This is a genomic window from Rhodococcus aerolatus (assembly GCF_054783215.1).
The window spans coordinates 216770-239671 of the sequence record NZ_BAAGQZ010000046.1; the positions used below are offsets into that span (position 1 = coordinate 216770).

Annotated in this window: 23 protein-coding genes; 13 read left to right on the forward strand and 10 right to left on the reverse strand. The window is 76.5% G+C overall.

Annotated features, from left to right (window positions below):
• Positions 1–29: 29 nt before the first annotated feature.
• Genes ACYVOF_RS17875 through ACYVOF_RS17885 form a run of 3 tightly spaced genes read right to left on the reverse strand, consistent with a single transcriptional unit; the run spans position 30 to position 2150 of the window.
• A complete protein-coding gene (locus ACYVOF_RS17875; protein ID WP_460868869.1) occupies positions 30–500 on the reverse strand; it encodes a DUF6328 family protein in 471 nt (156 codons plus the stop codon).
• A 5-nt stretch (positions 501–505) separates the two neighbouring features.
• On the reverse strand, positions 506–1738 hold the full coding sequence (locus tag ACYVOF_RS17880; protein ID WP_460868871.1) for a saccharopine dehydrogenase family protein: 1233 nt from the start codon (positions 1736–1738) through the stop codon (positions 506–508).
• 40 nt (positions 1739–1778) lie between these two features.
• Positions 1779–2150, reverse strand: coding sequence for a hypothetical protein (locus tag ACYVOF_RS17885; RefSeq protein ID WP_460868873.1), 372 nt, complete (start codon positions 2148–2150; stop codon positions 1779–1781).
• Positions 2151–2304: 154 nt separating this feature from the next.
• Between ACYVOF_RS17885 and ACYVOF_RS17890 the strand changes: the two genes are divergently transcribed.
• Together ACYVOF_RS17890 and ACYVOF_RS17895 are read left to right on the forward strand one after the other, a co-directional pair.
• Positions 2305–3711, forward strand: coding sequence for a wax ester/triacylglycerol synthase domain-containing protein (locus ACYVOF_RS17890; protein ID WP_460868875.1), 1407 nt, complete (start codon positions 2305–2307; stop codon positions 3709–3711).
• A gap of 5 nt (positions 3712–3716) precedes the next feature.
• A complete protein-coding gene (locus ACYVOF_RS17895) occupies positions 3717–4589 on the forward strand; it encodes an MOSC domain-containing protein (RefSeq protein WP_460868877.1) in 873 nt (290 codons plus the stop codon).
• Position 4590: 1 nt separating this feature from the next.
• Here the strand turns inward: ACYVOF_RS17895 and ACYVOF_RS17900 are convergent, their stop codons facing one another.
• A complete protein-coding gene (locus ACYVOF_RS17900) occupies positions 4591–5115 on the reverse strand; it encodes a TetR/AcrR family transcriptional regulator (RefSeq protein WP_460868879.1) in 525 nt (174 codons plus the stop codon).
• 72 nt (positions 5116–5187) lie between these two features.
• Here ACYVOF_RS17900 and ACYVOF_RS17905 point away from each other — a divergent pair, with 72 nt between their 5' ends.
• Both ACYVOF_RS17905 and ACYVOF_RS17910 read left to right on the forward strand, forming a co-directional pair.
• Positions 5188–5559: a hypothetical protein gene (locus ACYVOF_RS17905; protein ID WP_460868881.1), complete on the forward strand. Its 372-nt coding sequence runs from the start codon at positions 5188–5190 to the stop codon at positions 5557–5559.
• A 10-nt stretch (positions 5560–5569) separates the two neighbouring features.
• Complete coding sequence (locus ACYVOF_RS17910) at positions 5570–6451, forward strand: ABC transporter substrate-binding protein (RefSeq protein WP_460868883.1); 882 nt, start codon at positions 5570–5572, stop codon at positions 6449–6451.
• On the opposite strand, the gene ACYVOF_RS17915 is transcribed toward ACYVOF_RS17910, so the two are convergent.
• Positions 6448–6759, reverse strand: a complete 312-nt coding sequence (locus ACYVOF_RS17915; RefSeq protein ID WP_460868885.1) for a putative quinol monooxygenase — start codon at positions 6757–6759, stop codon at positions 6448–6450. The genes ACYVOF_RS17910 and ACYVOF_RS17915 overlap by 4 nt on opposite strands.
• A gap of 132 nt (positions 6760–6891) precedes the next feature.
• Positions 6892–8004, reverse strand: a complete 1113-nt coding sequence (locus ACYVOF_RS17920) for an amidohydrolase family protein (protein ID WP_460868887.1) — start codon at positions 8002–8004, stop codon at positions 6892–6894.
• 36 nt (positions 8005–8040) lie between these two features.
• On the opposite strand from ACYVOF_RS17920, the gene ACYVOF_RS17925 reads away from it, so the two are divergent.
• Entirely contained in the window at positions 8041–9456 is a 1416-nt protein-coding gene (locus ACYVOF_RS17925; RefSeq protein ID WP_460868889.1) for a type I glutamate--ammonia ligase, read from the forward strand.
• 140 nt (positions 9457–9596) lie between these two features.
• On the opposite strand, the gene ACYVOF_RS17930 is transcribed toward ACYVOF_RS17925, so the two are convergent.
• Positions 9597–10523 (reverse strand): M48 family metalloprotease, encoded by a 927-nt coding sequence (locus ACYVOF_RS17930; RefSeq protein WP_460868891.1) that lies wholly within the window; start codon positions 10521–10523, stop codon positions 9597–9599.
• Positions 10520–10873: a BlaI/MecI/CopY family transcriptional regulator gene (locus tag ACYVOF_RS17935; protein WP_460868893.1), complete on the reverse strand. Its 354-nt coding sequence runs from the start codon at positions 10871–10873 to the stop codon at positions 10520–10522. The genes ACYVOF_RS17930 and ACYVOF_RS17935 overlap by 4 nt, the downstream gene beginning before the upstream one ends.
• A 114-nt stretch (positions 10874–10987) precedes the next feature.
• Here ACYVOF_RS17935 and ACYVOF_RS17940 point away from each other — a divergent pair, with 114 nt between their 5' ends.
• The 3 genes from ACYVOF_RS17940 to cydC are packed head-to-tail and all read left to right on the forward strand — an operon-like array spanning position 10988 to position 16834.
• The gene (locus ACYVOF_RS17940) at positions 10988–12502 is read left to right on the forward strand and encodes a cytochrome ubiquinol oxidase subunit I (RefSeq protein ID WP_460868894.1); all 1515 of its coding nucleotides are present in this window, start codon (positions 10988–10990) and stop codon (positions 12500–12502) included.
• 28 nt (positions 12503–12530) lie between these two features.
• The gene (gene cydB, locus ACYVOF_RS17945; RefSeq protein WP_460868896.1) at positions 12531–13535 is read left to right on the forward strand and encodes a cytochrome d ubiquinol oxidase subunit II; all 1005 of its coding nucleotides are present in this window, start codon (positions 12531–12533) and stop codon (positions 13533–13535) included.
• The gene (gene cydC / locus ACYVOF_RS17950) at positions 13532–16834 is read left to right on the forward strand and encodes a thiol reductant ABC exporter subunit CydC (protein ID WP_460868898.1); all 3303 of its coding nucleotides are present in this window, start codon (positions 13532–13534) and stop codon (positions 16832–16834) included. Before cydB ends, cydC begins: the two co-directional genes overlap by 4 nt.
• Positions 16835–16842: 8 nt before the next feature.
• On the opposite strand, the gene ACYVOF_RS17955 is transcribed toward cydC, so the two are convergent.
• Complete coding sequence (locus ACYVOF_RS17955) at positions 16843–17679, reverse strand: PHP domain-containing protein (protein ID WP_460868900.1); 837 nt, start codon at positions 17677–17679, stop codon at positions 16843–16845.
• A gap of 107 nt (positions 17680–17786) precedes the next feature.
• Between ACYVOF_RS17955 and ACYVOF_RS17960 the strand changes: the two genes are divergently transcribed.
• On the forward strand, positions 17787–18239 hold the full coding sequence (locus ACYVOF_RS17960) for a MarR family winged helix-turn-helix transcriptional regulator (RefSeq protein WP_460868901.1): 453 nt from the start codon (positions 17787–17789) through the stop codon (positions 18237–18239).
• An 18-nt stretch (positions 18240–18257) separates the two neighbouring features.
• On the opposite strand, the gene ACYVOF_RS17965 is transcribed toward ACYVOF_RS17960, so the two are convergent.
• Entirely contained in the window at positions 18258–18908 is a 651-nt protein-coding gene (locus ACYVOF_RS17965) for a TerD family protein (RefSeq protein WP_460868903.1), read from the reverse strand.
• Positions 18909–19014: 106 nt separating this feature from the next.
• Here ACYVOF_RS17965 and ACYVOF_RS17970 point away from each other — a divergent pair, with 106 nt between their 5' ends.
• The 4 genes from ACYVOF_RS17970 (at position 19015) to ACYVOF_RS17985 (ending at position 22821) form a co-directional block, all read left to right on the forward strand.
• Positions 19015–20292 (forward strand): DUF2786 domain-containing protein, encoded by a 1278-nt coding sequence (locus ACYVOF_RS17970; RefSeq protein WP_460868905.1) that lies wholly within the window; start codon positions 19015–19017, stop codon positions 20290–20292.
• A gap of 217 nt (positions 20293–20509) precedes the next feature.
• The gene (locus tag ACYVOF_RS17975; protein ID WP_460868907.1) at positions 20510–20842 is read left to right on the forward strand and encodes a PE domain-containing protein; all 333 of its coding nucleotides are present in this window, start codon (positions 20510–20512) and stop codon (positions 20840–20842) included.
• Positions 20842–21441 carry a DUF3558 domain-containing protein gene (locus tag ACYVOF_RS17980; protein ID WP_460868987.1) on the forward strand — a complete coding sequence of 200 codons (600 nt, stop codon included), beginning with the start codon at positions 20842–20844 and terminating at the stop codon, positions 21439–21441. Before ACYVOF_RS17975 ends, ACYVOF_RS17980 begins: the two co-directional genes overlap by 1 nt.
• A gap of 12 nt (positions 21442–21453) precedes the next feature.
• A complete protein-coding gene (locus tag ACYVOF_RS17985; protein ID WP_460868908.1) occupies positions 21454–22821 on the forward strand; it encodes a PPE domain-containing protein in 1368 nt (455 codons plus the stop codon).
• Positions 22822–22902 lie beyond the last annotated feature (81 nt).

Here is a 22902-nt window from a genome sequence, read left to right on the forward strand (position 1 = left end):
GGTGCGGGGCCGTGCCACGGTAGCGGCCCTCACCGGCGCAGCGCGTCGTCCGGGGGCAGCAGGCGGGGCACGACGAACCACAGCCCGCCGATCACCAGCGCCACACCGCCGGCCAGCACGCCGGCGTAGACGCCCCCGACGACGACGTCGGCCACCAGCAGCACGGTGCCCGCGATGGCGACGGCGAGGAACGCCAGACCCGTGATGGCGCACCGGTTGCCGTACCGCAGCACCGCCTCCCGTCGTCCCGCCCGGAACTCCAGCCGGTGCCAGGCGGCGGGGGCGATGAGCAGCGCGGAGGCCACCGCCGTGACCGTCACGTCGAGCAGGTGCACGGTGTGGACGAAGCCCGACTCCCGCTGGTAGCGGTCGGTGAACGCCACGGCCAGCAGGAACGCGAGCAGGAACTGCACCCCGGTCTGCGCGACCCGCAGCTCCTGCAGCAGCTCGTTGACGTTGCGGGTGAGCCGCTGCTCCCGCGACTCCCCCGTCTGCCCCACCGGTGTCAGTCCTCGTCGGCCTCGAGGGTGAAGCCCTGCGCGCGCAGCCGGTCCACGAGCGGGGTGCCCATGGCGGTGGCCGGGGTGAGCACGCCGCCGGCCTCGCCGAGGTCGTCGAAGGCCAGGCACAGCGCGCTCTCCCCGAGCATCACCGCGGTGGCCTTGTAGCCCGGGTCGCCCTGCGCCGCCACGGTGGCCGTGAAGTGGCGGTCGGTCGTCGTGGTGCCGTGCACCTGCAGCCGGAAGAAGCCGGAGTTGCGGGTCTTCTCACCCGGCCCGTCGCCGGGCGAGGGCAGCAGCCGGTCGAGCACCGCCCGCGCGGGGCCGAAGGCCATGGCCTGCTGGAAGCCGAGCAGGCCGCCGGCCATGGCCGCCCCCAGCACCGGGGCCACCGGCGAGCTGCCCATGCTGACCGCCTCGGCGTACTTGAAGCGGCTGCCGTAGGCGTGCCCGCGCAGCGCGTTGGAGCGGCGGACCACCCGGGTGTTGTACGGCGCCATGACGAACGGGGCGATCCAGCCGTCGAGGCCGGGGGCGATGCCGGAGGCGCGGGCGACGACGCCGTCGGGCTGCGGGCCCACGTCCGGCTCGGCGGCCCGGTCCGGGGTGAGCGAGTACGGGCTGCGGGCGACCTTGGCCTGGGCCCGGTCGGCCTGGGTCACCTCGACCTGGGCGCGCAGCGAGTCGATGGTGCCGCCGGAGACGCCGCCCCGGGTGCCGCGGACCACCAGCGTGGTGTCGGTGAGCTCGCCCGCCCCGGCGGCCTGCACGGCCTCGTGCAGCACGTGCACGCCGAGGTCGGAGGGGATGGAGTCGAACCCGCAGGAGTGCACGATCTTGGCCCCGGACAGCCGGGCGTCGGCGTCGTTGGCGTCGATGCTGTCGCGGTGGAACAGCACCTCGCCGGTGAGGTCCGCGTAGTGGGTGCCGGAGCGGGCGCAGGCGGAGGCCAGCGGCAGCCCGTAGCGGGCGTAGGGCCCCACGGTGGTGGCGACGACCCGCGTGCGGCCGACCATCGCGTCGAGCGCGGCGGTGTCGCTCGCGTCGGCGACGAGCACCTCCCACCCGGCAGCGGCGCGGCCGAGGCCGGCCTTGACCTTCTCCAGCTTGTCGCGGGAGCGGCCGGCCAGGCCGATGCGGGCGTCGTGGGGGGCGTTGCGGACGAGGTAGTCGGCGAGCAGGGCGCCGACGAAGCCGGTCGCCCCGTAGACGACGACGTCGAGGTCACGGTCGGTCATGCCCGGGGACGGTACCCGCGACGCCGGGTCCGGGTCCGGGTCAGCCGCAGGTGGTGATCCCGCCGGCGGCCGCCTCGTCCTGCGCCTGCGCGGCCCGGCCGGCGGCGCGGAACGCCTCCGCCACCTCCCCCAGCGTGCGGGCCTGCTCGGCGAGCACCTGGTCGACGGAGGAGTCGCTGCCGTGGAGCTTGCGGTCGAGCTGGTCGCCCAGGGTGGTGCCGGTGGTGCTCGTGCCGCACTGCAGCGGCCCCAGCCCGGCCAGGCGGGCGCGGTGGGCCAGCACCCGGTCGGCCAGCTCGTCGCAGCGGGCGGCGGCCCGCTCGGCGACCCCGGGCTCGAGGCGCAGGTGCCCGCTGCCGGCGGCCTGCGGCAGCGACTCCTGCGCCGGGGCGGGCGGGACGGGGCTGGGCATGGGGGTCTCCTCCCGGTCGGGGGCGTGCGGCCTGCTCGGGGGCTGGGACGCGCGGCGGGCCCGCCGGGTTCCCCCCGGTGTGGCGCGGAGCACCCCCGGGCCGGGAGAGTGGGGCCGGGACGCACCGTCGCGGCCCGGACGAGGGGGCGCGGACGTGAGCGAGCGGATGGCCGACCTGGACGTGGCCTGGCTGCACATGGAGCGCCCCGACAACGCGATGGTGGTCAACCTGCTGCTCACCCTGGAGCGGCCGCTCGACCTGGCCGCGGTGCGGACGTGGGTGGCGGAGCGGGTGCTGCCCCCGTTCCGCCGGTTCCGGCAGCGGGTCGAGGAGCCGGCGGTGACGTTCGGCCCGGTGTCGGGCCCGGCGTGGGTCGACGTCGACGAGGTGGACCTGGACGCGCACCTGGCCGAGCGCGCGGTCCCCGCCCCCGGCGACGACGCCGCGCTGCACCGGGTGGTCGACGAGCTGGCGAGCCGGCCGCTGCCCACCGACCGGCCGCTGTGGGAGCTGACCCTGCTGACCGGGCACGGCGACGGGTGCGCGCTGCTGCTGCGCAGCCACCACGCCCTGGCCGACGGCGGCGCCCTGGTGCAGCTGGTGCTCACCGCCACCGAGCCGCCCGCGGGCGAGGAGCGGCTGCCCCGCCTCGAGCTGGCCGACGACCGGCCGCCGCCCCCGTCGGTGCCCGGGCCCGTCGGCCGCGTGCTCGACCGGGCCGCCGACGCCGCCCGGGCCGTCACCGCGACCACGGCCACCCTGGGCAGCCCCCTGCTGGCCGCCCTCGTCGGCGGGGACGCAGCAAGGGACCTGGCCGACCTGACGGCGTCCGACACCACGATGCTGGCCAAGCTCGGGGTGGGGATGCGCCCGGAGCCGAACCTGCTGCAGGGCCCGCTGACCCCGGCCAAGCGGTTCGGCTGGACCACGGCGGTGCCGCTGGCCGACGTGGTCGCCGTGGGCAAGGCGGGGGGCTTCACCCTCAACACCGTGGTCCTGGGTGCGCTGACCGGGGCGCTGCGGGAGTACCTGCGCCGCCACGACGGCCTGGTCGACGAGGTCGTCGTCATCTGCCCGGTCGACCTGCGGGAGAAGGGCGCCCCCATGCCCGCCGGGCTGGGCAACGACTTCGGCCTGGTGTTCCTGCCGCTGCCGACGGGGCTGACCGGGGCGCGGCTGCACCGCCGGGTGGTGCACGAGCGGATGGGCGTCATCAAGCACAGCCGGGAGGCCGCCTTCATCCAGGGCGTGCTGCGCACCGCCGGCGGGCTCCCGGCGCGGGCGCAGAACGCGTTCATCGACACCTTCGCCGGGCGGGGCACGGCAGTGGTCACCAACGTGGCCGGCCCACCCGCGGTGGTGGAGCTGGCCGGGGTGGCGGTGCGCGACATCCTGGCCTGGGTGCCGATGACCGGCCCGGTGGGCGTGGGGATGTCGATCGTCAGCTACGCGGGCCGGCTGCGGGTGGGCCTGGCCGCGGACGCGGACCTCGTGCCGGACTTCGAGGACCTGCTGGGCCTGCTCGACGCCGCGCTGGCCGACGTGGTGGCGGAGGCGTGAGCGGCGTGGCCCGCGTGGCGTCGATCCACCGCTACCCGGTCAAGTCCGTGCTGGGCGAGGACCTGACCGACTGCGTGGTCACCGAGCGCGGCCTGGTCGGCGACCGGGGGTGGGCGCTGGTCGACGCCGACGACGGGGTGGTGGCCAGTGCGAAGAACCCGCGCAAGTGGGCTGCGCTGCTGGGTGTCTCGGCCCGCTACCTGGCCGAGCCGCGGTCCGGCGAGGTGCCCCCGCCGGTGGAGCTGACCCTGCCCGACGGCAGCGTGCTGCGCAGCGACGACGCCGGGGTGGACGCCGCGCTGGAGGCGGTGACCGGTCGCCCGGTGCGGCTGACGAGCGTGCCGCCGGAGGGCTCGAGCTTCGAGGAGGTGTGGCCCGACGTGGCCGGCCTGGCCCCGCAGCGGTTCATCGACGGCACCCGTTCCTCGACCGAGCCCACCGGGGAGAGCGTGAGCACGATCGCGCTGGGCTCGATGGCGCCCGCGGGGACGTTCTTCGACCTGGCCGTGCTGCACGTGCTGACCACGTCGACCCTGGCCGAGCTGGCACGGCTGGCCCCGGGCGCGGACTTCGACGCCCGCCGCTACCGGCCGAACCTGCTGCTGCACACCGACGACGGCGGGTTCGCCGAGGACGCCTGGGTGGGCACGACGCTGGCCGTCGGGGACGGGCTGCGGTGCTCGGTGAGCATGCTCGCGATGCGGTGCGTCATGACGACCCTGGCCCAGCGCGACCTGCCGGCCGACCCGGACACGTTGCGCGCCATCGCCCGCCACCACCGCGAGGAGATCCCCGGGCTGGGCACGTGGGCGTGCGCGGGGGTCTACGCCGGCGTCGAGGCGGGCGGCACGGTCCGCGTCGGCGACGCCGTCGGGTAGCTCACCCGACGTCGAGCCGGGCCGCCGCCGCGTCCGCCGCCGCGGGCCCCGCGAGCAGCCGCAGCAGCACCAGCCCGTCGATCAGCGCCAGCGCGGCGGCGGCCTGCCCCTCGTCGCCGTCGAGCAGCGCCGCCATCCAGCCGACCCAGCCCGTGGTGAGCCCGCCGGCCAGGCCCGCGTAGGGCTCGCGGCCGGCCACCGCGAGCCCGATGGCCTCGAACAGGAGGCGGAACACCGGCTCGGCGTCGTCGGAGGAGACGACGGGCCAGGCGGCGCGGACCAGCGCCCGGTGGTCGACTGCCGGGCCTCCCAGCGCTCGGCCCAGCACCTCCTGCAGCTGCGCGCCCACGGCCTCGAGCACCGCGGTGACGAGCGCCGCGGCGTCGGGGAAGTAGTAGACGACGACGCGGTCGCTGGTGCCCGCGTGGCGCGCGACCCGGCCGAAGGTCAGCCGGCTCAGCCCGTCCGTCCGGGCGACGTCGAGCGCGGCGTCGAGCAGCTGCTCCCGCGAGTGTCGTGGTCCCACCCCGAGACTGTAGCGGTTGCTACAACGATGGCGTACCGTTCGTAGCGACCACTACAACAACCGGAGGACACCATGGCCCGCTCCCTCGACCCCGCCCTCGTCATGTCCGTGGCCCGCGCCGCCGCGGGTGCGGTGACCTGGGCGCACCCGCGGTTCGCCTACCGCACCTTCCACGTCGCCCGCGACGCCGAGTACTCCGCCGGCGCCGGGATCATCGGGCGGCTGTTCGGGGTCCGGGACGTGGCCCTGGCCGCCGCCGTCCGCCACCCCGACCCGGCCGTCCGCCGGGCCGCGCTGCAGGCCGGCCTGGTGGTGGACACCGCCGACGTGGCCGCCTCGGTCATCGGCGTGCGCCGCGGCGCCCCGGCCGGCTCGCTGCTCGGGGTGGCGGCCGGGGCCGCCACGTTCGTCGGTCTCGGGGCGCTCGCGCTCACCCGCGCCTAGCGTCGTCGGGGTGCGCATCGTCTCCCTGCTCCCCGCGGCCACCGAGGTCGTCTACGCCCTCGGCCTCGCCGACGCCCTCGTCGGGGTCAGCTTCGAGTGCGACGAGCCGGAGCGTGCGCGCCGCGACAACACCGTCGTCGTCGGCGGCCTGGACACCGCCGGGCTGACCCCCGGGGAGATCGACGCCGCCGTCCGGGCCCGGGTCGCCGCGGGCGAGGATCTCTACACGCTGCACGCCGACGCCCTGGCCGCCCTGGCCCCGGACCTCGTCCTCACCCAGGACCTGTGCCAGGTGTGCGCCCTGCCCGGCGCCACCGTGGCCGAGGCGCTGGGGCACCTGGGCACGGTCGCGGACGTGCTCACCCTCGACCCGCACCGGCTCGACGACGTGCTCGCCGACATCGGCCGCGTCGGGGCCCGCACCAGCCGCGCGCCCCAGGCCGCCGCGCTGGTGGCGGGCCTGCGCGGCCGGCTCGACGCGGTGGCCGCGGCCGTCGCGGGACGGCCCCGGCCGCGGGTGCTCGTCGTGGAGTGGGTGGACCCGCCGTTCGGCGCCGGGCACTGGGTGCCGGACCTCGTGACCGCCGCAGGCGGCGAGGCCGTCGGTGCGCGGCCCGGCGAGCGGTCGGTCCCGGTGACGTGGGACGCCCTGCGCGCCAGTGCCCCCGACGTCGTGCTCGTCGCCCCGTGCGGCTTCCACCTCGACGGCGCCGCGGCCCAGGCCGCGCTCGTCGCCGGGGAGCTGCCCGGGGTGCCGGTGTGGGCGCTCGACGGCGACGGGCTCGTGGTGCGACCCGGCCCGCGGCTCGTCGACGGGGTCGAGGCGATCGCGTCGGTGCTGCACCCGGACTCAGTGCCCGCGCAGCCGGCGCGGGCCCGGCGGGTCGCCTAGAGGGTGCCCTGCTCGGGGGTGCCGGCCGGGTGCGGGGTGAGCACCACGACGTCGAGCGGGGCGGTGAGCCGGTCGGCCAGCTCGTCGCGCAGCGCGGTCAGGGCCGGCTTGCTGCCGTGGGCGGCGAGGTCACCCGTGCTGGCCCACTTCTCGATCATGACGATGCGGTCCTTCGCCTCGTGGATCGCGTAGAGCTCGCACCCCGCGTCCTCGGCGTGGACGGTGACCACGGCACGCTCGAACGCGGCCATCACCTCCTCGCGGTGTCCCTCGGCGGGCAGGGCGGTGGCGACGACGACGACGGACACGGCGGGGCTCCTCTGCTGGGGCTGACGGTGCCCGCCCGACGCTAGACCCCGGCCGCCGGTGTCGAGCGCCGGTGTGTGGCGCGCTCCCGGGCCCCTGCGGCCGCCACACACCGGCGCTCGACCACGAGGGGGCTAGAGGCCGTACACCCGGGCGGCGTTGCCGGTGCCGACCATCCCGACCACCCGCACCGCGTCCGCCCCCGTCCACTCCCCGCCCGCGACCCCGTCGGCCAGCAGCCCGCCCAGCGCGCGGCGGAACAGCACGGTGCCCAGCAGGTACAGCTCGGGCAGGCCGTAGGCGTCGGAGGAGAACAGCACCTTCGACCACGGCGCCAGCTCGGTCAGCTCGGCCAGCACCTCCCGGGCCCGGGCCCCGACGTGGTGGGTGGCCAGGCCGACGTCGACGTGCACGTGGTCGAACACCTGCGCCAGGTACCCGGCGTGGCGGTGGAACGGGTAGCCGTGCAGCAGCATCACCGGCACCCCCGCCCCGGCCGTGGCCCGCAGCCACGGCGTCAGCAGCGTCGGGTCGCAGCGGTGCAGGTCGACGTCGGCGTCGCCGAGCCCGGTGTGCAGCTGCACCGGCAGGCCCAGGTCGACCCCGCACCACAGCAGGAAGCGGTGCAGCACCTCGTCGGCGACCCGCGGCGCGCCCCCGGCGTCGAGCAGGTGGCCCGCGGCGACGGCCACCTCGGCCGGCGAGGGTCGTTCCCCGGACAGGGCCAGGCCCACCCGGTACGCGGCGACGGACTTCACCGCGACCGCGTCGGCGCACCGCTGCGCCAGCCGCGTCCGCACCGCCTCGGCGAACCCGCCCGCGGTGCACCCCCCGGCCAGCACCTCCTCGGCCACGGTCTCCAGCCGCACCACCTCCCGGCCGGTGCCCCCGACCAGCCCCGCCAGCTCGGTGGGGCTGGTCAACGGCTCGGGCTCCAGCCCGGTGTCGACGAGGAACGTCGAGGTGCCGGTGGCACCCAGCATCCGTCGGGACACCTCGGCGTGGCCCAGCTCGCCGCGGCGCGCCAGGTAGTCCTCGGCGGGGGCGTGGGCGGGCAGGTCGAGCACGGGCGGGCACCAGCGGCGCAGCGCGAACCCGATGGCGGAGTCCAGCCGTCCCACCCCCGGCCCGTCGCCCTCGGTGAGCAGGTCGGCGAGGCCGTCCGCGTCGAGGTCGCGGCGCACCACGCCGTGGCAGTGGTGGTCGGTGAGGGCGAGGTGGGCAAGGGTGGGGTCGAGGTCAGCCACGCCCGAAGTGTGCAGGCCCGTCGACGAGGAGGCCCCGTGACCCAGTCCCAGCCGGAGCAGCTGACCCAGGACGAGCGCGACGCCCGCGCGGCGAGGGCCGAGGACGCGCTGGGCGGGCTCGACGCCGCCGGGGTCGTCGGGGTGGCGCTGCCGTGGGTGGACACCTCCGGCATCACCCGGGTCAAGACCGTCCCGCTGGCCGGGCTGCCCACGGCCGCGCGGTGGGGCGTCGGCATGAGCGGGGTGTTCGACGGGTTCCTGCTCGACGACTCCATCGTCGCCGGCCGGTTTGCCGGCTCCGCGGTGGGCGACCTGCGGCTGCACCCGGACCTGTCCCGGCTCACGGTGCTCGCGGGGCAGCCGGGGTGGGCGTGGGCACCGGTGGACCGGTTCGACCAGGACGGGGTGGTCCACCCGCAGTGCTCGCGGTCCCTGCTGCGCCGCGTGGTCGACGAGCTGGCCGCCGACGGGTTCACCGTGCGCTGCGCCTACGAGGTGGAGTGGGTGGTGGGCCTGCCCGCGGGGACGGCCGAGGACCCGGACGCCTTCGTGCCCGCGCTCTCCGGGCCCGCGTACGGGATGACGCGGCTGGCCGAGGTCAGCGACTACGCGCGCGACCTGCTCGAGGCGCTGGCCGAGCAGGGCGTGCAGGTGGGCCAGCTCCACCCGGAGTACGCCGCCGGGCAGCTCGAGGTGTCCGTGGCCGCGGAGGACCCGGTGGGTGCGGCCGACACGGCGCTGCTGGTCCGCGACACCATCCGTGCGGTGAGCGCCGCGCACGGGCTGCGGGTCTCGTTCTCCCCCAAGGTGGTCGCCGACGGGGTGGGCAACGGGGGGCACGCGCACCTGTCGCTGTGGCGCGACGGGGTGAACCTCATGGCCGGAGGTGACGGGCCCGCGGGGACGACGGCCGAGGGTGCGGCGTTCGTCGCCGGGATCCTGGAGCGGCTGCCCGCGCTGCTGGCCGTGGGGGCGCCGAGCGTCGCGTCCTACCTGCGGCTCGTGCCGTCGCACTGGGCGGGGGCGTACGCGACGTGGGGGGTGGAGAACCGGGAGTCGGCGCTGCGCTTCGTCACCGGCGCGGTGGGCAACCGGGACGCCGCGGCCAACCTCGAGGTGAAGTGCGTGGACGCGGCCGCGAACCCGTACCTGCTGCTCGCGGCGCTGCTGGCCGCGGGCCGTGCCGGGGTGGCGGCCGGGTCCGTGCTGCCCGACGCGGTGCAGGTGGACCCGGCGACGCTGTCCGACGACGAGCGCGCCGAGGCAGGCATCCGCGCGCTGCCGACGTCGCTCGGCGAGGCCGTGGCCGCGTTCGAGGCGGACGTGGTGCTGCGCGAGGCGTTCGGTGAGCAGCTGGCGGTGAGCCTGGCCGACGTGCGGCGCGGGGAGATGACCCTGCTCGCCGACGCCTCGCCCGAGGAGGTCTGCGCGGCCGTCCGCTGGAAGCACTGACCCCTCCGCCCGCCCGCGCCCCCGCACACTGCGGGCACTGTGCCGTGTCCCTCGCCCGGCCGGGGCCACACTGCGGGCAGTGTGGGGGGTTCCCGCCCGGCCGGGGCCACACTGCGGGCAGTGTGCGAGGGGCGGGTCGGCTACAGCGCGGGCAGGACGAGCAGCGCGGTCGGCACCAGCAGCAGGGCCAGGGCGCCGGCGAGGGCCAGGGCGCGGCCGGGCACGCCCAGCGGCTCCGGCGGGGTGAGCAGCCGGCGCACCCGCAGCTCGGCCGAACCGGCCCCGGCCGCCAGGGCCCCCGAGGGCACGGCCGCCGCCGACCCCACCGCTGCGACCACCGCCCGGGCCAGCACGTCGCGCGGCACCCCACCGGCCGCGGCCACGTCGTCGGCCCGCATCTCGACCAGCGTCGCGACGGCCTCGTGGGCGCGCGCCGCCGCGGGCAGCACGGGCAGGGCGGCCTCCCAGGCGACGAACGGCAGCAGCAGCAGGTGGTGGCGCTCGCGCAGGTGGGCGCGCTCGTGGGCCAGCACCGCGGCCAGCTCGTCGTCGTCGAGCTCGGCGAGCATCCCCGAGCTCAGCACCACCAGCGGCCGTGACCCGGGCACGCAGAACGCCACGGGCGCGGGGTGGTCGAGCAGCCGGGGCACGGGGACGCCGCGGCCGGCCTCGTCGGTGACCAGCTCGAGCAGCTCGCGGTGCCGGGCCCGGGTGCGGGCGGTGCGCACGCCGGAGAGCACGAGCACCCCGAGCAGCTCCCCGGCCAGCGCGACCGCCAGGGTCAGCGCCACCCAGTGGTCACCGCGCACCGGGTCGGTGGCGCCGCGCCCGGTGGCCACGTCGAGCAGGGCGCCGGGCAGCGAGCCGCCCCACGGTGAGAGCCCGTGCACCAGCAGGGCCCCGATGATGGACAGCCCGCCGGCCAGGCCCACCGCCTGCCAGCACAGCAGGGCCACCCCGGGGTCGCGGCGGGTCCAGCCGCAGCGGTCGAGCAGGGCGGGCACGGGCCAGGCCAGCGCGGCCGCGAGGACGGCCAGCACCAGCGCCGTCCACGCCAGGGTGCTCACCCCGGGGTCGGGCCGCGCGCCAGCAGCCGGCGCAGCGCCGCGGCCTCGTCGTCGCTGACGCTGGAGACGAAGCGGGCCAGCACCGCGTCCCGGTCCCCGGCCTGCCCGAGCACCTCGTGCATGAGCCCGGCGACGTGGTCCTCCCGGGTGGCGACGGCCCGGAAGCGGCGCGGCCGCGCGTCGTCGTGGGCGACGAAGCCCTTGTGCTCCAGCCGGCCGAGCACGGTGTGCACGGTGGTCAGCGCCGGTCCCCGCGCGGCCAGGCCGTCGCGCAGCTCCGCCGCGCTGCGCGGCCCGTCGCTCCACAGCCGGTCCATGACCTCGCGCTCGAGCTCTCCCAGCGACGCCACTGCCCACCTCCTGTCACCCGACTCACACGACCACTCTTCTACGACTCGTAGAAATACCTGTCTACGGCGCGTAGAACTAGATCCGAGGGTACGACGACACCCAGGGAGCTGACCGTGGACGTGCTCGACATCGCTCGGTGGCAGTTCGGGATCACCACCGTCTACCACTTCCTCATGGTCCCGCTGACGATCGGCCTGGGCCTGCTCGTGGCGGTGATGCACACGATGTGGGTGCGCACCGGGTCGGCGGAGTGGCTGCGGATGACGCGCTTCTGGGGCCGCATCTACCTGGTCAACTTCGCCCTCGGCGTCGCCACCGGGCTGGTGCAGGAGTTCCAGTTCGGTCTGGCCTGGAGCGAGTACAGCCGCTTCGTCGGCGACGTGTTCGGCTCGCTGCTGGCCCTCGAGGCGCTGCTCGCGTTCTTCCTGGAGTCGACGTTCCTGGGGCTGTGGATCTTCGGCTGGGGACGGATCCCGAAGCGGCTGCACCTGGCCGCGCTGTGGGCGGCCGTCCTCGGTTCGGTGGTCTCGGCGTACTTCATCATCGCCGCCAACTCCTGGATGCAGCACCCCGTCGGCGTCGTCATGGACGGCGACAAGCCGAGGCTGGTGAGCGTCTGGGCCGTGCTCAGCAACAACACCGCGGTGGCCGCGTTCAGCCACACCCTCGCCGCCTCCCTGGCCGTGGCCGGCGCGCTGCTCGTGGCCGTCGGCTGGTGGCACCTGCACCGCCGCCGCGCGGCCGAGCTGCCGGTGACCGACGTGGACCACCTGGTCTGGCGGCGCTCGCTGCGCCTGGGCGGCTGGGTGTCGCTGGCCGCGTTCCTGGCCGTGGCGCTCACCGGGGACTACCAGGGCAAGCTCATGTACGCCCAGCAGCCGATGAAGATGAGCTCGGCGGAGGCGCTGTGCACCACCGAGGCGCCGGCGTCGTTCTCGGTGCTCGCGATCGGCAAGCTCGGCTCGAACACCTGCGACGACGTGCACTCCTGGACCGTCCCGGGCCTGCTCAGCTTCCTCGCGCACGGCGACCTCTCGTCCGCCGTGCCCGGGGTGAACGAGCTGCAGCAGTCCTACGCCGACACCTACGGCGCCACCTACCCCGACGACCCGTCGCGCTTCGGCGACCTGGCCGGGCAGCCCGTCGACTACGGCCCGCTGCTCGCGGTGACCTACTGGGGCTTCCGGCTGATGATCGGCATGGGGCTGGCCTCCGCGGCCGTGGCCGCCCTGGCGCTGTGGTCCACCCGGCGGGGACGCCTGCCGCGCACCCGGACCGGGATGTGGCTGGCGCTGGCCGCGGTGCCCGCCCCGTTCATGGCCAACGCCGCGGGCTGGGTGTTCACCGAGATGGGCCGCCAGCCCTTCGTGGTCGTCCCCAATCCCGACGTGCCTGCGGCGGAACGGATCTGGTTCTTCACCGCGCAAGCCGTCTCCCCCGGGGTGTCGGCCGGGGAGGTGCTCACCTCGCTCGTCGTCCTGGCCTCGCTCTACGGCGTCCTCGCCGTGGTCGAGCTCGGGATCCTCGTCAAGCTGGTCCGCGCCGGGGTGCCCCCCGAGCCGGGGGACCGGACCGACCCCCACGACGAGCACGACGCCCGCGACGGCGTCCTCTCGTTCGCCCACTAGCCCACCGACCGGAGACGAGGAGTCCACCGTGGACCTGCAGACCGTCTGGTTCGTCGCCGTCGCCGTGCTGTGGACGGGGTTCCTCCTGCTGGAGGGCTTCGACTTCGGCGTGGCCGCCCTGGTGCCCGTGCTGGGCCGAGACACCCGGGAGCGGGACCTGCTGCTGCGCACCATCGGCCCGGTGTGGGACGGCAACGAGGTGTGGCTGGTGACCGCGGTCGGGGCCGTGTTCGCCGCGTTCCCCGGGTGGTACGCCACCTGGCTGCCGGCGATGTACCTGCCGTTCGTCCTGGTGCTGCTCGGCCTCATCGTCCGGGCCGTGGGGTTCGAGTGGCGCCACGCCCACCACGACGCCCGCTGGGACGCGCTGTGGACCCGCGTCATCACCGGCGCCTCGGTCGTGGCCGCGCTGGGGGTCGGGGCGGCGCTGGGCGCGACCACGCTGGGCCTGCCCGTCGACGCCGACGGCACCCGGGTGGGCGGGCCGCTGTCCGGCCTCGGGTGGCCCGCGCTGCTGGGATCGGTCGCGGTGCTGGCGTTCTCGGTGACCCACGGGGCGGTGTTCCTGGCCCTGAAGACCGACGGCCCGGTGCGCGAGCGGGCCCGGGCCCTGGCCGTGCGCCTGGCCCCGGTGGCGGCGCTGCCGCTGCTCGGCTGGGCCGCCCTGGTGGCGTGGCGCTCGGGCGGCTGGCCCGCGGCGCTGACGTGGGCGCTGGCCGCCGCCGGGGTGGTGCTCACCTGGGACCGGCTGCGCGCGGGGCGCGAGGGGCAGGCCTTCGCCGCCTGGGCGCTGGTGCTCCTCGGCAGCACCGCCACGATCTTCGGGTCCGCGTTCCCGGTGGTGCTGCCCTCGACGCTCTCCCCCGCGTTCGACGTCACCACCGCCACCGCGTCCGTCAGCCCGTACACCCTCACCGTCATCACCTGGGTCGCCGCCGTCGGGCTGCCCGTGGTGCTCGGCTACCAGGCGTGGACCTACTGGGTGTTCCGCCGCCGGCTGACGGTGGACGACACCGCGCCGGTGCCGTCGTGAGGGGGCCGCTGGCCGCGCTCGAGGGCACCCCCGGGCTGCGGGCGGCGCTGGTGCGCGCGGGGCTGGTCGCCCTGGTCCGCACCGGGGGGCTCGTGGCCCTGGCCGTCGGGCTCTCCGGCGCGGTCGCCGCGGTGGTCGACGGCGGCGCGGTGACGGGCTGGGCGCTGCTGGCCCTGGCCGGCACGGCCGTGCGCGCGGGCGCCGGCGGGCTGGGCGACGTCCTGGCCGCGCGGGACGCCCGCCGCGGGGAGGACGCGCTGCGCTCGCGGGTGCTCACCCGGCTGCTGGCCGGGCGCGGCGAGGCCGTCGACGCCGCCGGGGGCACCGGGCCGGCCGCGGTGCTCGCCGGGACGCGGCTGCACGAGCTCGGGCCGGCCCTGGCCACCGTGGTGCCCGCGCTCGCCGACGCCGCCGTCGTCCCGCTGGTCGTCCTCGTCGCGCTGGGGGCGACCGACCCGCTCTCCGCCGTCCTGGTGGGGGTGACGCTGCCGCTGGTGCCGCTGTTCCTGGCCCTGGTGGGGATGCACACCCGCGACAGCACCGCCGCCGCGGCCGCCGCCCTGGACCGGGTGGCCGAGCACGTCGCCGAGCTGGTCCGCGGGCTGCCCGTGCTCGTCGGGCTGGGCCGGGCCGCCGACCAGCTCGCCACCCTGGCGCGGCTCGGCCGCGCCCACCGCGAGCGCACCCTGGCCACGCTGCGGGTGGCGTTCCTCTCGGCGCTGGTGCTCGAGGTGCTGGCCACCCTGTCCGTCGCGCTGGTCGCGGTGACGGTCGGGGTGCGGCTGGTGGGCGGCAGCCTGGGCCTGCAGGTGGGGCTGCTGGCGCTGCTGCTGGCCCCGGAGGCGTTCGGCCCGCTGCGCGCGCTGGGCGCCGCGCACCACGCGAGCGAGGACGCCGCGGAGGCGGTGCGGGCGTCCCGCGAGCTCCTGGCGCTGCCGGTGGCCGTCCCGGCGGTGACGGCGGGGGCGGGGCTCGAGGTCCGGGACCTGGTGGTGCGCTTCGACGGTCGCGACCACCCCGCGGTCGACGGGGTGAGCCTCGCGGTGGCGCCCGGGGAGGTGCTGGCGCTGCGCGGGCCCAGCGGGTGCGGCAAGTCGACCGTGCTCGGGGTGCTGGCGGGGGCGGTCGCGCCGACCTCGGGCACGGTGGCGCTGCCGGGGCCGGTCGCCCTGGTGCCGCAGCACCCCCGCACCACGGGCACGACGGTCGCCGACGAGCTCGCCGTGCACGGGGGCGGACCGGCCGAGCTGGCCCGGGTCGGTGCCGGTCACCTCGCGGACCGGCTGTGCCGCACCCTGTCCCCCGGCGAGCTGGCCCGGGTCGCCTTCGCCCGTGCGCTGGCCCGGGTGCGGCACGGGGCGCGGGTCGTGCTGCTCGACGAGCCCACGGCCTCGCTGGACGACGACGCCACCGCGCTGGTGGCCGGGGTGCTGGCCGAGCTGCGCGGCGTCGACGGGGTGCGGGTGGTGCTCGTCAGCCACGAGCCGGCCCTGACCGCCCTGGCCGACCGCACCCTCGACCTCGCCCCCGGCGTTTCGCCCACATCCCGCGGCCAGCAGGCCCCCCTGGACCGCGCTGCGCCCACATGCCGCGACCTGCCCTCTCGCGCCGGGCGCACTATCCGTTCTCCCGAGGGCCTCCCGGACACCGCAAAGTGCGCCGGGCGAGGGCAGGGGCGCGGGCACGACGTGGACGGGCTCGGCTGGCCGCGGGCTGCGCTCGCCCGGTCCGTCACCGCGGGCACGGCGTCCGCCGCCTCGGCCGTCGCGCTCACCGCCATCTCCGGCTGGCTCGTGGTCCGAGCCGCCGAGCAGCCGCCGATGCTCACGCTGCTCGTCGCGATCGTCGGGGTCCGCGCCACCGGCCTGCTCCGCGCCGGGCTGCGCTGGCTCGAGCGCCTCGCCACCCACGACGCCGCGCTGTCCCTGGCTACGCGCACCCGCACCCGGGTGTGGTCCGCGCTCACCGCGCAGGGCCCGGCCGCCGACCGCACCCCGGGCCGCGCCCTGGCCCGCGTGGTCGGGGACGTCGGCCTGCTGCAGGACCTCTCGGTGCGGGTGCTGGCCCCGCCGTGGGTGTCCGGCGCCGTCCTCGCCGGCACCGCGGCCGCCCTCGCCGTGCTCGACCTGCAGGTCGGGCTCGTCACCGCCGGGGTGCTGGCCGTCGCGGTCGCGGTCATCGCCGCCGTGCACCGGGCCGCCGACCGGGGCCCCGCCCGGGAGGCCGACGAGCTCACCACCCGCACCCTGCACGAGACCGCGACCGTGCTCGACGGTGCGGCCGACCTGCGCGCCCACGGGCTGGCCGACGCCGCCGTGGCCCGGCTCGACGCCCTGGGCCGCCGGCAGGGCAGCGCCGCCCGCCGCGCGTCCCGGGCCACCGCCGCCACCACGGCCGTCTCCGTCCTCGCCTGCGGTGCGGCCGCGGTGTGCGCTACCGCTCTGCACGCGCCGACGCTCGCACCCCCGGTCGTCGCCGTGCTCGCGCTCGCCCCGCTGGCCCTGCTCGAGCCGCTCACCGCGCTGGGGGCGGCGCTGCGGCAGCGGCGGGCGTGGGCCGACGCCCGCACCCGCACCGCCGACGTCCTCGCCGCGCCCGTCCCCGCCGAGCCGGGGAACCCCGTCGCACTGCCCCGGCCCGTGCGCCGGCTCGACGTCACCGGGCTGCGCGCCGGCTGGCCCGACGGCCCCGACGTGCTCACCGGCGTCGACGCCCACGCCGCCCCCGGCAGCTGGCTCGTCGTCACCGGGCCGTCCGGGTCAGGCAAGTCCACGCTGCTCGCGGTGCTGCTCGGCGCGCTGCGGCCCCGCGCGGGCACCGTCTCCCTGGGCGGCGTCGACACCGCGACCACGACCACCGACGAGCTCCGCGCCGTCACCGCCTGGTGCCCGCAGGACGCGCACGTCTTTGCCGCCGGCGTCCGCGCCAACCTCGCCCTCGCCGACCCGGGCGCCGACGAGGCCGCGATGCGCGCCGTGCTGCACCGCGTCGGCCTCCGCCCGCTGCTGGCCGGGCTGCCCGACGGGCTCGACACCGGCGTCGGCTCGGGCGGGGCCGCGCTCTCCGGTGGGGAACGCCGCCGCCTGGCCGTCGCCCGGGCGCTGCTCGCCGACCGGGACGTGGTGCTGCTCGACGAGCCCACCGCGCACCTCGACCCGCCGACCGCGGCCGCCCTGGTCGCCGACCTGCGCCGCGGCCTGGCCGACCGGGTGGTGGTGTGCGTGACCCACGACGCCGAGCTCGCCCGCCCCGGCGACACCCTGCTCGACCTAGGCCGGCACGCACGGGTGGCCGCCTGACGCGGGGCTCAGAGATGGAAGAAGTCGCCCGGGTCGTCCCCGGGACGGAACCCCGCCGCCTCGGCGACCGCCGCCGCCTCCCGGAAGTGCTGACCCACCCGCCACGGCACGTGCGCGTCGCTGCCGAAGCTCACCCGCTCCCCGCCGCACTCCCGCCACCAGCCGAGCAGCTCGACCGACGCCAGCGGGCTCGTCGTGTTCACCTCGAGCACCCGCCCGGACCCGGCCAGCGCGGCGAAGACCGCCCGGTACTCCGCCTCGAAGGTGGCCTCCTCGAAGCGGCCGCGGTGCCGGGGCCAGTAGCGGCGGGGGAAGTCGCAGTGGGCGAGCACCTCGAACACCGCGCTGCCCTGCACCATCGCCAGCAGCTCGGCGAAGTACTCGCGGACCAGCTCGGTGGGGTCCTCGCCGCGGCGCAGCACCCGGCCCACCCCGACGAGCTCGTCGTCGCGGACCACCGAGTGCAGCGACCCCAGCACCCGCTCGAAGCGGCCCTGCGCCAGCACCCCGGCGACGCTGCCCGCGAACAGGTGCGGCTCCCCGGTCTCGATGCCGGTGCGCACCCGCAGCGCGGGGAAGTCCGCCCGGCACTGGTCGACCGACTCCAGGTAGGCCTCGACGTCGACGGGGGCGTACCAGCCGGGGGCGCGGGGGCGGTGGTCCTCGACCAGCGGGACGTCCCCGGGCGCCCAGGACGTGAAGTCGACGTGCTCGGTGAAGGAGATCGCGGGCAGGCCCAGCTCGGCGGCCCGTTCGCAGGCCCGCCACATCGACGCGTCCGGGCCGGTGTCCCAGGAGAACTCGGAGTGCACGTGCTCGTCGGCGGGCAGCGGGGAGCGGGGCACGACGAGCGATTGTGCCCCGAGCCGGCCGCCGCCACCGCGCGCACCTGCGGTGACGCCGCGGCAGCAGGGGGTGCCGGTCCCGGCTGAGGGTGCCCTACGCTGTAGTGATGACGGCGCCCGAGCGCGAGGACTTCGTCCTCGACGAGCAGCTCTGCTTCGCCCTGCACACGGCGTCGCGGGCCATGACCGGGTGCTACCGGCCGATGCTGGACAAGATCGGGCTCACCTACAGCCAGTACGCGGTGATGCTCGTGCTCTGGGAGCGCGAGACCATCACCCTCGGCGAGCTGGGCACCCGGCTGCAGCTGGACTCCGGCACCCTGTCGCCGCTGCTCAAGCGGCTCGAGTCGCACCAGCTGGTCACCCGCGCCCGCCGTCCGGAGGACGAGCGCACCGTGCAGCTCACCCTCACCGAGGCGGGCGCGGCGCTGCGGGACGAGGCACGGGCGGCGCAGGCCGTGGTCGCGGAGGACACCGGCATGAGCCTGACCGAGCGGGCCCGGCTGCGCGACGAGCTGCACGCCCTGGCCGCGCGGCTGCGCGCCGCCGAGCTGCGCTGAGCCGCGTCCTGCGCTGACCTACTTGCGGCCCGTGCTCCACGTCATGCCCCAGCCGAACGCCTGGTCCAGGGCCTGCTGCGAGCCCTGCACGTAGCGGACGAGCCGGTCGACGCGCAGCTCGCCGGAGGTGTTGTCGAGCATCGCGATCGCGCAGGTCCGGGCGCTGGGGTCGGTCTCGTCGAGCGGCACCACCACCGGCTCGCCCGACGCCGGGTACAGCGTGACCACGCCGGCCGCGTCCGCCCAGCTGGGCGAGCCCTCGTAGATGTAGGCGAAGACCAGGATGCGGCGGATGGCCTGCACCTGGTCGAGGTCGACGAGCAGGTTCTCCCCGCCCTGGTTGCCGCCGGAGCGGTCGTCGCCGTCGAGGCGCACCACCGGACGTCCCGCGGGGCCCGGGTGCGAGTTGAAGGAGTTCCCGAGGGCCTGCACGACGCCCTTGCTGCCGTCGGCCAGCTCGTAGAGGCAGCCCAGGTCGAGGTCGATGCCCGGCTGCACCCCCTGGGTCAGCCGCTTGAAGAAGCCACCGCCCCCGCTGCTCGCGGGCCGGGCGGTCCAGTTCAGGTTGACCCGCAGCTGCCCACCGGCCGAGCCGCGCTTGGTCAGCGACACCGACGGGGCGGACTTGGTCAGGGTGACCTTGGACAGGTTGACGCCGTCGCTGCTCATGGCCCCCAGGGTACGAGCCGGCACCGACGTCCCGGGGACACGCGGCGCACGCACCGCGGACGACGGTGGTCCCGGTTCTGTCGGACCCCTCCGACACCATGGGGCCATGACCACCACACGTGAGAGCCGACGGCCCCGGCGGGAGTTCCGCCGCCGCTCGGAGACGGTGCCCGACGAGCGGCTGGTCGCCGGGCTGCTCCGCTCGGGGGCCGACGCCGCGTTCGGGCCCCGGTCCGACGGGGACGAGCTCGAGCGCCACGTCGTCGCCCTGGGCACGGTGGACGCCGGGGTCGACACCAACGGGCTGGTCACCGCGCAGCTGCTGCGCTCGGTCGGGATGCTGTGGGAGCACGGCTGGCAACCGCGGGACCTGGCCCACGCGGTGCGCAAGCAGTGGTCGCAGCGGGTCGGCCGGCTGCTGGTGGAGGTCGTCGCGCACGAGGCGCTGCTGGCCCGGGCGGCGCAGCGCGCGCCGCAGGAGTGGCTCGACCAGCTCGCCGAGGTGGGGGCGCAGGTCAGCCGGGGCGAGGCCGTGGTCGCCGGGTGGTGGTCCCGGGAGGGGCTGTCGGCGGAGGACGGCTGGCGGGACTGCCTGCGTCTGCTCGGCCAGCTCACCGTGCTCCCGCGGCTCGAGGCCCTGGGCCCCGCGCCGTCGCAGTGGGGGGCGCACCGCCGCCCGCCGCTGACCGACGCGGCCGCGGCGTCCGGGGCGGCGCCCGAGCCCAAGGTGCTGGCCCGGATCCGGGGGCTGCTGGCCAAGGCCGAGTCCACCGACTTCCCCGACGAGGCCGACGCGCTGACCGCCAAGGCGCAGGACCTGATGACCCGGCACGCGATCGACGCCGCCGTGCTCGACGCGGCGCAGCCCGCCGGGACCGGCTCCGGGGTGGTCGCCCGGCGGGTGCACGTGGAGCAGCCGTACGCGAGCGCGAAGGTGCAGCTGCTCGACGCGGTCGGCACCGCGAACGGGGTGCGGGTGGTGTGGACGTCGTCGATCGGCGCCGCCACCGTCGTCGGGCACCCCGGCGACCTGGACCTCTCCGAGATGTTGTTCACGTCGCTGCTGGTGCAGGCCACCCGGGCGCTGGCCGAGGCGGGCCGCTCGCCCGGGGCCGGCTCGCCCGCGTTCCGGCGGGCGTTCCTGTTCTCCTACGCGGTGCGCATCGGGGAGCGGCTCGAGGCGGCGCGCGAGCACGCCCGCGACGAGGCGACCGAGGCCTACGGGACGGACCTGGTGCCCGTGCTGGCGCGGCGTTCCGAGGCGGTGGACCGGGCGCTGGAGGAGCTGTTCCCCGCGCTCGGCCGGCGGCGCCGCACCCGGGTCGACGCCAGCGGGTGGCACGCCGGGCGGGCCGCCGCGGACCGGGCCGACCTCAGCGCGTGACCCCCGTCGGCGGTCCCGCGGGACCGTCGACGGGTCGGCGCGGGTGTCAGCCGTCACCGGTCCGCCATGATCCGGCAGCCCCCGTCGTCACAGCGACCACGGACGCTGCCCGATCGGCCCTCACCGTGCGCACACTGGGCCTGAACCCCGGGGAACCGTTGTCGTTGCGGCTGCGTCCTTGTTAACGTAGGCAAAGGACCACGGGAGGGGTTTCGGCATGTTGATGGCCATGGACGGCGGGGGCGCCAGCTTCGCGATCGGCGACAAGGTGCTCAAGTTCGAGCCCGAGACGGTCGCGGCCACGATCGCGCGGTTCGACGAGATTCGTTCGGTGCTGGCCCAGAGCGCGAACCTCAGCCACGACGACCTTGCCGGTCAGCCCGCCGCCGCCGACCCTGTGTCCGCGCTGGCACGGAACAATCTGGCCACGTCCGCCGACATGGCCCGCGAGGCTCTCACCGGCGGTATGACGCAGATGTTCGAGGTCTCCGAGACACTGCGGTCCAACGCGGCAAGCTACGGGGCGAGCGACGTCATCCCGCCCGGGTGATGACGGTGCTGCGACTTCCCGTGGCCTGTCTGAGTGGAGTTGTGCTGGCGCTCTCCGCGAGCGCGTGCGCGACAGCAACCGGCGGCGCGGCGACGGATGTTCCGTCGCCCGACCCGAGCTCGTCCAGCTCGGACCCGTCGTCGTCCATCAGCGCCGCGCCCGCGTCTGACCGTCCGCGAGACATCAACATCGCGACGGTCGACCCGTGCTCGGTCCTGACCACCGCTCAGCTCGACGAGCTCCGGCTGCGGCCCAACGTGCTGCCACCCGTACGCAAGGACGCGGGTGCCGTGGGGTGCACCTACCTCCACAAGGACGACCCGTTCGCCCTGACCCTCATCTTGGATTCAGCGCAGGGCTACCAGAAGTACCTGTCTCCCGCCCCTGACAAGGTCATCACCGAGGGGCAGGTTTCTGGCTACAAGGCGGTCAGCGTGGTCCTGACGAAGGACGATGCATGCATCGTGGGCATCGACATCAACGACGGGCAGACCCTGACCATGTCGAGTCAAGAACCTCCAGGACAGCCGCCGACGAACATCTGTGACGCCAACGAGCGGTCGGCCGCAGCCGCAATTCAGTCGTTGTCATCGAAATAGTTGGAGCCCGCTGTGGGAACGAACATCGCATCGCAGTCCGCCGTCGAGATCGCCGCTCTCCTGTACAACGGGCCGGGCGCTGCCGAGGCGTACCGCGTCCAGTACGGGTGGGTCGCGATGCGCGAGGCCATGGACCGCGCGAACGACATCTTCACCCAGGCGTTGGGGAACGCCAAGGAGGGTTGGGAAGGTGAGGCCGCGGACGCCGCGATTGCCCGGCTGACCCCCTTCTCCGCGTGGACGGATGACGCTGGCTTGGCGGCTTCTCGGACGGGTGCCGGAGCAGCGGGCTACGGCGTCGCCTACGCGGCCGCCAAGAACGCTTGCCCGAGCCCCGAGGAAGCCGCGGCCGCGCAGACCAACGCGGCTGCGTGGAACACCGCCGCTGCTGCGGGCATGCCTCTTCCCGGATCCCTCGTCGCCGCGGAGCACGCCGACGCGGTTGTCGCGGCGCAGAACGCTCAGGCCCAGGCAGCTATGGCTGGTTACCAGGCTGTGGTGGTTCAGCACACGACGCCCACCCCGTTTGCTGCCTCGCCGCAGCTGACCGCCGGCACCGGTGGAGGCACGACCGGCCCCGGCGGCAGCAGCGCCACCTACGACGGTCTCGGTGGTGGTGCGGTGTCGGGGTACGCGGCGACGACGTCGGCGGCGTCGGTGGGCTCGACGGCGCAGACCGGGGGTGGTGCGGGTGGTCAGGTGGCCCAGGGCACCCAGCAGTACCAGGGTGCGCAGCAGGGCACGGTGTCCGGTGCGGCCGGTGCTCCGGGGTCCTCGACCGGGACCGCCGGGTACACCCCGGTGACGGGCGGTTCGGTTGCCCCGGGTGGGGCGGGCACCACCGCCGCCGGTGCTGGGGGGCGGGGTGCGCACGCATCAACCCCGGTGACCGGGGGTGCCGCGGCCGGTGCGGGTGCTGGGGCCGGCACCGCGGGCCGTCGTGGTGGTGCGGGTCAGCTCGGGGCCGCGGGCGCGGCCGGGGTGGCCGGGTCCGGGGCGGGCCGCGGCGGCACCGGGGCTGGTCGTGGTGGTGCCGGGGCGGGTTCCGCCGGCCGCGGTGGTGGGGTGTCCGGGCGCGGCGGGTTCTCCGAGACCACCGGTCGTGGCGGGGTCGCCGGCGAGGACGGTGGCCGCGGCGGGCTCGGCGGATCCAATGCCCTGAACGGGTCCGGCCCGGCCGGGGAGGGTGTCGGTGCCCGCGGCGGTGCCGGGGCCACCGGTGGTCGTGGTGGCGCCGGGGTGGGCCCGGGTGGGGCCGGGCGCCGTGGTGGGCAGGACGATGACGAGCACGAGACCCCGGACTACCTCAAGGACTTCGAGCACTTCGCCGATGGCCGCGTCGTCGCACCCCCCGTCATCGGAGCCGACCCCCAGTACTGACCCCAGCCCGACCCGGACGCCCCGCCCAGCAGCACCACGGGCGGGGCGTCCGCCATCCGCGGCCCCCGCCTCAGGCCGATC